Source organism: Flavobacterium soyae, from assembly GCF_045348165.1.
GTDB lineage: Bacteria > Bacteroidota > Bacteroidia > Flavobacteriales > Flavobacteriaceae > Flavobacterium > Flavobacterium soyae.
On record NZ_CP150845.1, the window covers coordinates 5039951 to 5052322 of the forward strand.

At 34.6% G+C, this 12372-nt stretch carries 5 protein-coding genes; all 5 read right to left on the reverse strand.

Translation table 11 applies throughout. The features are described from left to right. Positions 1-257 precede the first annotated feature (257 nt). Entirely contained in the window at positions 258-1895 is a 1638-nt protein-coding gene (locus tag AABD74_RS20830) for a sodium/sugar symporter (RefSeq protein ID WP_406844171.1), read from the reverse strand. A gap of 214 nt (positions 1896-2109) precedes the next feature. Further along, positions 2110-3252: an acyltransferase family protein gene (locus AABD74_RS20835; protein ID WP_406844172.1), complete on the reverse strand. Its 1143-nt coding sequence runs from the start codon at positions 3250-3252 to the stop codon at positions 2110-2112. 179 nt (positions 3253-3431) lie between these two features. Continuing rightward, positions 3432-6572, reverse strand: coding sequence for a glycoside hydrolase family 2 TIM barrel-domain containing protein (locus tag AABD74_RS20840; RefSeq protein ID WP_406844173.1), 3141 nt, complete (start codon positions 6570-6572; stop codon positions 3432-3434). Positions 6573-6746: 174 nt separating this feature from the next. Next, a complete protein-coding gene (locus tag AABD74_RS20845) occupies positions 6747-7625 on the reverse strand; it encodes an inositol oxygenase family protein (RefSeq protein WP_406844174.1) in 879 nt (292 codons plus the stop codon). A gap of 688 nt (positions 7626-8313) precedes the next feature. Then, on the reverse strand, positions 8314-12351 hold the full coding sequence (locus AABD74_RS20850; protein WP_406844175.1) for a two-component regulator propeller domain-containing protein: 4038 nt from the start codon (positions 12349-12351) through the stop codon (positions 8314-8316). Between the last annotated feature and the right edge of the window lie 21 nt (positions 12352-12372).

Sequence of the window (12372 nt, forward strand, 5' to 3'; positions counted from 1 at the left end):
CTTTTTTATTTATTTAGTCTCGCAAAGTCGCGAAGTTTTTGTTTCTCGCAGATGTCGCAGATTTTGGCAGATTTAATTCGATTTTTTTTAGATATCTGCGGAATCTGCTTAAATCTTTTTTAAATCTGCGTGAAGCAAAATCCTTTTTAATCCTACAATCTGTGGCAAAAAACTTTACGTTTCTGCGTCTTTTGAGCAATTTTGAATTATCTTTTTAAATAAACTTTGAGCCTTTGTGTCTTCGCAGCAAAATAAAATTACCAAAAAACAGTATATAAAGCCACTAATATTCCGCAGATAATAAATGAGCCGACAATAAATTCTGAAGACACTTTAAACATAGAGTTATCGACTTCTATTGCATGGATTTCAGTCTCTTGCTCCGAAAGTGGTTTTGCCAGACTAATGCCAACCATTATTAGTACAATTAAAAAGAAAACAATAGTCATTCTGTCCAGGAAAGGATAATCAGGAAAAGCTCCATCCGTCCACATAGGCAGAAATTTTAAAACTGCTGCGATAGGAACGGTTAATAATGCGCCCGCAAGTCCGGCTGATGGCGTTGTTTTTTTCCAGAACATTCCCAATAAGAAAATTGCTAAAACTCCCGGAGAAAAGAATCCCACATATTCTTGTATAAATTGATATGCCTGATCTAATGTTTTTAATGCCGGAGCTACAAAAGCTGCAATAATCATACAAACTACTACACACCATCTTCCTGTACGTACCAGTTTTTTTTCTGTTGCCTGAGAATTAAAATATTTTTTATAAATATCTAAAGAAAAAATAGTCGAAATACTATTTGCTTTTCCTGCCAAAGAAGCTACAATTGCCGCTGTCAAAGCCGCTAAGGCTACTCCTTTTAACCCAGCAGGAAGTAAATTCATTAAAGTTGGATAAGCCTGATCTGGTTTTAAAACCCCTGCGGCATCTACCATTTCCTGCTGAAACATTCCGTTTTCATGCATTACAAACATGGCGATACCCGGTAAAACGGCAATAATGGGAACTAATAATTTTAGAAAAGCGGCAAATAAAATTCCTTTGCGCGCAGTTTTTAAATCGGCTCCTAAAGCTCTCTGAACAATATATTGATTACATCCCCAATAAGCCAGGTTATTGATTAACATACCTCCGACCAAAACAGACATTCCAGGCAATTCATTATAATGCGGATTTGATTTGTCTAATATCATGTGTAAATGTTCCGGTGCTTCATCAGCAATGACAGCCAGTCCCTTTAAAATATCTTTTCCAAAACCAAACTGATCTGAAAGTAAGGTTAATGCCAGATATGTTGTTACTAATCCTCCAAGAATTAATACTATAACCTGAAACATATCTGTATATCCGATTACTTTCATTCCTCCTAAAGTAACAATAACAGAGAATAAACTTAATGCAATAACACAAAACTGAAAGCTTACCGGCGCAATTGATGAAATAGCCAAAGCCCCCAAATAAATGATAGATGTAAGATTTACAAACACATAGATTAACAGCCAAATAACAGCCATAATAGTACTTACTGTTCCGCTGTATCTTTTGGCCAGAAACTGCGGCATGGTAAATATCTTGTTTTTAAGATAAATTGGTAAGATAAACATGGCCACGATAATTAATGTGGCTGCTGACATCCATTCATAAGAAGCAATCGCAAGCCCGATTGCGAAGCCCGAACCGCTCATACCGATAAAATGTTCCGCTGAAATATTAGAAGCTATAAGTGATGCTCCAATTGCCCACCAGGTAAGTGATCCTTCTGCTAAAAAATATTCGTTGGAACTGGTCGCTGCGGTTTTCTTGCTTCTGTAAATATACATTCCATATGCCGTGACTATGACAAAGTAAATAAAGAAAACAATGTAATCTGCGGTTTGTAATACATTCATAATGGTGTGGTTATTGTGTGGTTAGATAGTAAAATGTATTTTAAAATAGAGCTTAATAATTTTTTAAACACATAGAAACATAACTTTATAAACTCTATAAAGGCATTTCATTTGTTCTAAATTCACATAGCTATGTGTTTTCTTATTTTCTCTTTTTTATTCTCTTGCATAAAAAATAAATCTATGTTTCTATGTGTTAAAAATTTTCTTTATTCTAAATTTTTAGAAACCATTTTCTTTTATATAAAAAGTACAGTAAAATAAGCTGTACAACTGTTACAGATAAAGCAGCAAACACTGGCTGCCAAATGAGCGGCAGAAAATTTATGAGTCCGCCAAAAACATAATCTGCCGTATGTTTAAAATCTACTAAACCTTCTGCGGCGATATAAATTAAAATAGAATTTGAACCGATTAAGATTAATGGGAATGCCCATTTATGAAATCCAAACAAATCAATTGCCAAATAAAAAAAGACAAAAAACAAAATACTGAATCCTCCAACAAAACATACAAATGAACTTGTCCATAAATGTTTATTAATTGGGAAATTAATGTCCCAAAATAATCCTGCAATAATCAGGATTACTGCTGTAAGAGCCATTAAAAGCAGCTTTACTTTTATCGAAAAAGGACATTTTGCTTTTAAAAATGTTCCTGTAAAAACACCCAATAAAGCTGTAGCAACAGCGGGTATGGTAGAAAATATTCCTTCTGGATCATAAACGGTACTGTGCAGTCTGCCCGGTAAAAGCAGGCGATCAATGTATCCTTCTAATGAACCTTCTTTAGTTAAAACTCCGGCACCAAAATCAGGTACTGGAATCCATTTCATTGCTGCGTAATAGCCAATCAAAATACCGACGAACCAGATTAATTGTTTTTTTAAATCAAAATTCAAAAAGATGATTCCGGCAAAAAACCAAGCCAGTCCAATTCTTCCTAAAACACTTGCAAAACGTGTATGATCGAAACCGTCAAATCGCAATAACCCATTTACTACAAATCCTAAAACCAGTAAAATACAGGTTCTTTTAAGCATTGATAAGTATATTTTTCGCTTTTCGTTTCCTGGTAAATCTTTTGGCGTTTTTACACCTGCCAGCTGCATTTTCTTTTCAAAAGAATACGGCATTGAAACTCCTGCAACAAACAGAAACACAGGAAAAATCATATCATAAAATGTAATTCCATTCCATTCTGCATGATGCAGCTGTGATGACATCCAGATAAAAAAAGGAATTGGGGCAGCTTTGGCCAGAGCATGAATAATATGTTCACCGCTCATAATCCAAAACATCACAAATCCGCGCAAGGCATCTAAAGAAATTAATCTTCCATTTGTAGTGTTACTCATTTTTTATAGTATTCAGTGTTCAGTTTTTTAGTGTTCAGGTTATATAGTGGTCAGTGGTCAGGTTTTTAGTGATCAGTTTTTTTATTAGTGGTCAGTTTTAGTCGCAGTTTGCACTGAAAACTGAGGCTGTAGACTGAGAACAGCAACTGAACACTAAAAAACTGAACACTGAACACATTTTAAAAAATTGGTTTTATAACAAATCCGTAGTTATATTCACTTTGGGTTAATACATATTGTTCGTGCGGTGGTAATCCCCAGCTGTTGTCTCCTCCTAATCCGCGCTGGGTTAAATCAACACAAACTACTACTTCATTTCTTGGAGTGATATCGCTGGAATGAATATTCTTTTTAGAAAGTCCTCCGTCAAAATCACTCGGATAATTGTTTAATGTACTCATGCCTAAAGGCTGCAGACCTTTTATTTCCAAGCCATTTCCTTTATTGGCTGACAATTTAAACCAGCGTATATCTGTCTTGTATCCATTTTCCTGCGGGCGTATATAAGGCACATACTGGTCTGCAACTTTACTGTAATAAATTCCTTTAAGTGCAGCTGTTTTTCTGTCCGGATAGTTTTCTAAAGGTCCTCTTCCGTAATAATCCAGATTTTCAAACGTGTTTTTTAAGGTAAAAATCATTCCGAAACGCGGCAGTTCCGGTAACGGATTACTGCCTTTTTTATAAAACGATTGTATTTCTAAAGCACCATCATTTCCTAATGAGTACTTGATTGTATAATCAGAAGCAACATCTTTCAGTTTTAATTTAGCAATCACATATTGCTGCCCATTTTCCTCAGTCTGCTGAATATTTTCTAAATCGGTATTTTTACCCGCTGTTCTCCATACATTCGCTCTAATCTCCATTTTATTTCCCAAATCATTATCGGTTGGTGCTCTCCAGAAATTTGGTTCAGGGTATTGTTTAAAATACTCTTCTCCTTTAAAACTGTAGAATGAAATTAACCCGGTTGACTTACTAATTTTCACAATAACATTATCTGAAGTCAGCACAAACTGTTCTTTTTCATCCTGAATTTTTGCAGGATTAACTTTTTTTGATTTTACAAAATAGCTGGAGTCTTCAATTACAAACTGTTCTTTGGCAATTTCAAAATTCTGGGGCAGTAACTCTGAACCTGTTTTAGTGTAAGCAAAAACATTCAATAAATATTCTGTTCCTTCTTTTGACTGTAATTTTGGTAAATCAATCTTAAACTGTTTTTTCGTTTTAGGTTCTAAAGCAACAGCAATTGTACCTTCTTTGATTATTTTTCCGTTTTCTAAAACCTGATATTTGAAGTTGTATTTATTCAGGTTTGTAAATCCAAAATCGTTTATAATTTCAATTACTCCATTCTTGATATCAACTGCATTAAATAAAATATCCTGATATACTTTTTTAACCTCAAATGCACCGGGATTTGGTGTTCTATCCGGCATAACCAATCCATTATTGCAGTCATTTTCATCATTTGTATAATTCTGACTTCCCATATCACCTCCGTAAGCCCAGTATTTTCTACCGTTTTCATCTTCTCTCTCAAATCCCTGATCTACCCAGTCCCAGATAAAACCGCCCTGCATATTTTTACTGCTTCGAATGATATCCCAATATTCCTGAAAATTACCATTGCTGTTTCCCATTGCATGCGAATACTCACACATGATATATGGGCGGGTTACTTCTTTCCGCGCCGCGTATTCTTTCATATAGGCAATTGTTGGATACATCGGGCAGACAATATCTGTGTTTTCGTTTTCTTTTGCCTGCTCAAACTGAACCAATCTTGTATTATCTCTTTTTTTAACCCATTTGTAAGCTTCGTGAAAAACAGGCCCATTGGCACTTTCATTACCTAATGACCAAAGAATTACCGACGGCATATTTTTATCTCTTTCAACAAGACTATAGATTCTATCCAGATGTGCTTCTCTCCATTCTGGAAGATGGCCCGGATTAGTTTTTGGATTCATCCAAATAAGAGGCTGTCCCTCTACTCCCATACCATGGCTTTCGATATTGGCTTCATCCACCAGAAACAAACCGTATTTGTTGCACAATTTTACCCACAAAATATTGTTCGGATAATGACTGCAGCGTACTGAATTAATGTTCATCTGCTTCATCATCCTGATGTCTTTCATCATCGTAGCTTCGTCCTGATAATGTCCGGTTACCGGATTATGTTCATGAATATTTACGCCGCGAACCATCAATCGAACTCCGTTTACCAATAATTGCCCGCCTTTTAATTCTACTTTTCTGAATCCGATTTGAGAAGAAACGGTTTCTATAATATCACCTTTTGCATTTTTTAAGGTCAAAAGCAAAGTATATAAATTTGGTGTTTCACTGCTCCATAATTTTGGACTTGATACATTCTGAGAAAAATTAATGGTCTGTATTTTTGACGCTTCAAAATTGACATTAAGCTCTTTGCTAAACACATTTTTTCCTGAAGCATCTACCAGTTTTGCTACTAATTTTTGATTGTTAACAGCAGTCGAGGTAAGATTCTTTAAACTTACTTCTATATTTAAACTTCCGTTTTTGTACTTCGCATCTAAATCAGGTCTGGCAAAAAAATCTGAAATACGAACATTATCTGTGCTGTACAAATAAACATTTCTGTCAATGCCGGAAAGTCTCCAAAAATCCTGATCTTCAAGATATGAGCCGTCACTCCATCTGTATACTTCTACAGCCAGATTATTTTTTCCGGGTTTTAAATATTTAGAAATATCAAATTCAGCCGGACTTTTGGTGTTTTCGGTATAGCCAACTTTTTCACCATTCACCCAAATATACATGGCAGATGTTCCTGCTTCAAAATGAAGAAAAACATGTCGGTTTTTCCAGTTCTCAGGCAGCACAAAATCTTTTTTATAAGAGCCTACAGGATTATCCGAATGATTGATAAAAGGCGGATTTCTTTCGAAAGGATAGGTAATATTGGTATAAATTGGTATACCGTACCCATTTAGTTCCCAATTGGATGGTACCTGAAGTTCCTTCCAGTTTAAAGTACTGAAATCTGTTTTGTAAAAATCCTTCGGGCGCTGGTCCGGTGTTGGCGACCAGGAAAATTTCCATTTACCATTTAAAGAAAAAAACCAGGGCGAGTTTTCATATTTATCACTTATAGCCGAAGTTTCATCTGCATATGGAAGAAAAGCAGCACGAGCCGGTTCTCTGTTAATTTGAAATACATGAGGGTTTTCCCAATCGTTACGATCTTTTTCCTGAGCCGAAACAGCGGTTCCGTAAAGAATCAGCAGGCATAATAAAAGTATTTTGGTTTTGGTTTTATGCATTATTTTGGTTTTAGATAGCTGGCAATTATTTTTCTAACACATAGAAACATAGTTTTTCTTTGTCTCAAAAAGCGTTTCACTTATTATAAAAACACATAGCTATGTATGAGAAATTAGCTTCTTTTAATAGATCTTTATTATGCTCAAAAGAAAATCTATGTTTATGTAACCTTTTTAAAACTTCAGCTTCTCAGGTAAATATTTAGCTACTAATTCTTTATAATAAGGAAGCAATGCTTTTACATCTGGTTTAACGGGAGCTTTAGTGTATAAATCGTACGGATTAAATTTTCTTACCCAGTCAAACATTTCGATATCTTTTTCATTCATTAAATGGGCATAAGCATTTTCTTTATGCTGTGAATAGAATGAATGATAACGAATCATATATAAAGCCGGATCCGGAAGATAATCTTTCATAATCTGATACAGATATTCGTCATGTCCCCAGCTCATTTTTACATTATCCAGTCCGCAGTTTTCTGTGTAAACACCAAATTTGGTATTGAATCTTTCGTCTGTATAATCGGGATTTTCTTTAAAAAACTCTGGGTAAACAATCTTATCTGAATAGGCACAGCCAACCGGGAATGTGTCGCCGACAACTGCCCACTGCGGTTCTCCGAACAAACATAAAATTTTACCCAAATCATGAATAAAGCCTGTAAGTACAAACCAATCCGGGTGACCATCTGCTCTAATGGCTTCAGAAGTCTGTAAAAGGTGCTGTGTCTGATCTAAATCAATATCCGGATCACTGTCGTCTACCAGCGTATTTAAAAAGTCAACAGCTTCCCAAATTGACATTTCCTTTTTGTTGAATTGTAAAAACTCCTGCTCTTTGCTGCATACAAAATCATAAGTCTGATAGGTATGGTTTATTCTGTAAAACTCCTTAACCGTTTCTACTCTTTCCGAATCGACATAATTCCTGAATTCTTCTTTTTGCTTTTCCGGTACACTTTCAGAAGGATCAGGATATCGCAATAACAAATCATCTTCCCATTCATCTAAATTATTCAACGGATTGTCTGTGTCTATATGCTTTTTCATAATGCTAAAAAGTTTAAAAGTTATAACACAAAAATAGAATTACATCTACCGTTCAAAATGGATTAATACATCAAAAACATGGATGATTTTGATTATTACAGGATTTTTCATGGATTATTTATCTTTTTTTTGATTCCAGCGTATCAAGTATAGCCTGCGGTTTCAACCGCAGAAGACGTTATGAGAGAAATTAAATTGCTGATTTTTTTGCCACAGATTACACAGATTAAAAGGATTTTATTTTGTGCTGGAACATAACTTTTCAATATAGCCCGCGGTTTCAACCACAGAAGACGTTATGAGAGAAATTAAATTGCTGATTTTTTGCCACAGATTACACAGATTAAAAGGATTTTATTTTGTGCTGGAACATAGCTTTTCAATATAGCCCGCGATTTCAACCGCAGAAGACGTTATGAGAGAAATTAAATTGCTGATTTTTTGCCACAGATTATACAGATTAAAAGGATTTTATTTCATCCTGGAACATGGCATTTCAATATGGCCCGCGGTTTCAACCGCGGGAGACGTCGCGAGGAAATTAGATTGCAGATATGCATTGTGTTCCCGTGGTTGAAACCACGGGCTATATTCTTCAAAATATTTACCAAAATAATTTGTGGAAATTCGTGTAATTAGCCGCGAAAGAAAAAATCCTTTTAATCTGTGTAATCTGTGGCGATAAAAATTAATTAATAAGCTTACTCGGCGGGAAACCAAACTGTTTTTTAAAACATCTACTGAAATATAAAGGATCATTAAAGCCTACAAGATTGGTTACTTCAGAAACATTATATTTTTTAGTTTTGAGCAGTTCTGCCGATTTTTTTAAACGAATGGTTCTAATAAATTCGTTTGGTGCCAAATCTGTCAGTTCCTTAATTTTTCTATATAATTTTGAAGAACTCACGCCCAGTTTATCGCACAAAAAGTCTGTAGAGAGATCTACTTCACTTAAATTATCATTGATTAGATTAGTTACTTTTTCCATAAATTCTTCATCAATTGGAGAATGTGTAAGCATGCTTATTTTGCTTTCTATTTCTCCGGAGAATTTTTGTTTGAGTTCTAATCTTGATTTGATCATATTTTCAATAACCGTTTTAAGCAATAATGGTTCAAAAGGTTTAACCAGATATCCATCTGCACCCGTGTCATAGCCCTTTACTTTATCCATATTTTCAGAAAGAGCAGTAAGCATCACAACCGGAATATGGCTTATAAATTCATCATTTTTAAGTTGTCTGCAAAACTCCAGTCCATCCATAACGGGCATCATTACATCGGCAACACATAAAATTGGTTTAATCTGCCTGCAGATTTTCAAACCTTCTTCTCCATTTTCTGCATCATAAACTTTGTAATAATCAGACAAATAATCAACCAGATATTTTCTAAGTTCACTATTATCTTCAATTACCAGTATTTTCTCTTTAAGATCTGTGTTCTGGATGGTTTTCTTAGCTGCTTTTTCTGGAATGAGCATACTCAGGTTGTCATTTTTAAGTGCATATTCAAACACTTCTTTATGTTCGTAAGAATTGCGGTCAATCGGAATTTCAACTGTAAATGTACTCCCTTTTCCTTGTGTACTTTCTACAGCAATAACTCCTTTATGAATTGCTACTAAAGATTTAACCAAAGACAAGCCAATGCCCGATCCTGTATTATTGGCTTTACTGTTAGTTGCCTGATAAAATCGTTTGAAAATTTTCTCCTGGCTTTTTAATGGAATACCAATTCCATCATCTGTTACTTCGATTACTAAAATATCTTCGACTGTATCTTTCAGCCTGATATACAAATCGACGTTTCCATTTTTATTGGTAAACTTTAAGGCATTCGACAAGAGATTGTATAGAATTTTATCGTACTTATCATTATCCAGCCAGCCGTTTATTTCATCATCTTCAGTAATAAAATTGAGCTTGATCTTTTTATTATAAGCCATTTCCTTAAAGGAATCAAAAATATTTTTCGAGTAAGCCAGAATATCTGTTTTAGTTACTTTTAGTTTTAATTCACCTGACTGTGCTTTTCTAAAATCTAATACCTGATTTACAAGATTCAATAACCTGCTGGCGTTTTGATAAATCAGATTGTATCTGCTTTTTTCATAATCGGTTGCATTGCTGTTTTCATCTAACAGCTGTTTTGCCGGACCTAAAATTAGTGTTAACGGTGTTCTTAATTCATGCGAAATATTGGTGAAGAAACGTAATTTTTCATTGTTCAGTTTAACGTCGTGTTCTCTGTTTACTTTTTCGGTAAGGAGTTCTTGTTTTAAACGAATTCTGTTTTTTATCTCTTTTCTAATGAAATAAAAAATACCAAATAAAAGTGCTAAAAACAGTAAAAAAGAAGTTGGCGTAAGCCAGAAAGGCGGCAGGATTTTTATTTTATAAGAAACCGCTTTGCTCCAATATCCGTCGCTGTTGCTTGATCTTATTTTAAATACATAACTTCCCGGATAAAGGTTCGTATATTGAACTATTCTAGATGTACTGTTAGCAGTAATCCAATGTTTGTCAAAACCTTCGAGCATATATTGAAACTTATTCAGTTTTTCATTTGCAAAAGAGGGAGTTGAAAACTGGATCGAAAAATTGCGGTTTTTATGGGTAAGTTCTATCTCTTTTCCATAATTTAAATCTTTTGAAAGCGGGATTTCTCCATTAATCTCCATTTCCGGAAACACTTCTTCGTTCTGAATTTTAAATTCGGAAATAACAGGCAGCGGCGACCATTTGTTTCTTTTCATTCCCGGCGGCGAAAAAGAAATAATCCCATTTTTACCTCCCAGAAAAATATTAGAATTATTAAAGTAAAAAAAGCCGCTTGAACTAAAAACGTCCAATCTGTTGCCACTGTTTACATGGTAAATACTAATATCTTTTAAATTAGATTTAACGAAGGCAATATTATTGTTGTTGATATTCAGCCATAAGTTTCCATTTGCATCTGATAAGATATCGGTAATCCATTTACCGGAAAGCTCTTTAAGATTTTTTACAGGTTCAAATTCGTTCTTTTTGGAATTAAACAGACAAAGCCCAAAACGTGTTGAAGCCCATATTTTTCCCTTTACATCTACTAAAACATCACTTACATTTTCATCATGGGGCACTCCTTTTTCTTTTATAAAAAGCGACGAGTAGGTTTCTATTTTTCCTGAATTGATGTTGTATTTTACAACTCCGGTTTCTGTGGCAAACCAAACATTATTTTTAACGTCCCTTTCTATAGCATTTATCTGAAAACCTGGTAAAAGTTTCCCTTTAGAGGTTTGTACCTGCAGAGTTTTGGTATTTAATATTACTGCGCCTTCTCCAAAAGAACCTACAATCATAGAATCGTCTCCAATTTTTGCAAAAGCAAAAACGGGCGATTTTTCAAATCCTGCTTTTATTTCTCTGGAAGAATTTGTACTGTAATTGTAAACTAATATGTTCCCGTCCCAAAGGCCGCAATAAAAAGTCTTTCCATCATCAGAATAAATACTGGCGATATCTTTTCCTGTGTTGTGTAATGGAGTTGAACCTTTTGTATTCGAAATAAAAAGTCCGTTATGGTAGGTTGCTACAATCACTTTTTCGTCATACGTTTTGGCAAAACCTCTTATACGCGGTGCCTGATTACCTATGGAACGTGATATATCTTTGTTTAAAGTGAACTGATTTTCATAAGGGTCGTATTTGTCCAATCCGTCTTCTGTTCCAATCCATAAGACCCCGGAAGCATCAAAGTAAAGTGCTGAAATTAAATTATCTACAAGCGAAGTATCATCTGACAAAATTGAATAATACCATTTATAATTTCCTTTTTGAATGTCTTCTAATTGATTACAAACCAGCAATCCGCCTAAAGTCCCTACCCAATATTTTCCATCGGGAGCTCGGGCAACTGATAAAAAATACGGCCCTAAGGCACCTCTAACCTGTTTGTTTTCTATATACAAATTGACAAACTGATCGCTGGCTTTATCTAGTTTATATAAACCTTCCCGGGTTCCTACAAAAATATCCGATTTGGCGTCTTCGTAAATAAAATTGATGTATGGATTTTTTATGTTGGAATGCGGAACAGAAAGTGTGTAATTATTAATTCGTACAATTGCTCCTTTTGCATCCATCGTTATTTTTGCAACAGACGATTTTTCATAACTTCCAATCCAGACATTGCCTTTTTTGTCTTCAAAAATTTCTTTTACGTAATCGAAACCTTTAAGCTGAATTTTCTCGAACCGGTTTTCTTTCAAAAAGAACAGATACACTCCTTTTGTTTTAGTACCCACCCAGACTCTTTTAAATTTATCTACATAAACTGCTCTGACTTCATCATCGGGCAGACTATTTGGATCTTCTTTTTTATTGAAAAAAGTGGTAAAAACGTGGGTATCCATTTTGAAAAGTGTCAATCCTTTTCGGGTACCAATCCATAAGTGATTTGATGCTTCATCCAGTTCCAAAGCCGTTATGTCATCATTGTACAATTTATTCTTTCCCAGAGAAGAACTCATGTAGTTTTTGAACTGATAACCGTCAAAACGATTTAATCCTGAGAATGTTCCAAACCACATAAAACCTTTTTTATCCTGCACAATATGCCGTACTGAATTATGAGACAATCCGTTATTGTCATTATAATGCGCAAATTTTATATTCTGTGAATTAGAATGATAAAAAATGGCAAAAAACAAGAATAGTATTAAGGACTTTTGTCTCATGGAAATAAATTATAAATGCAA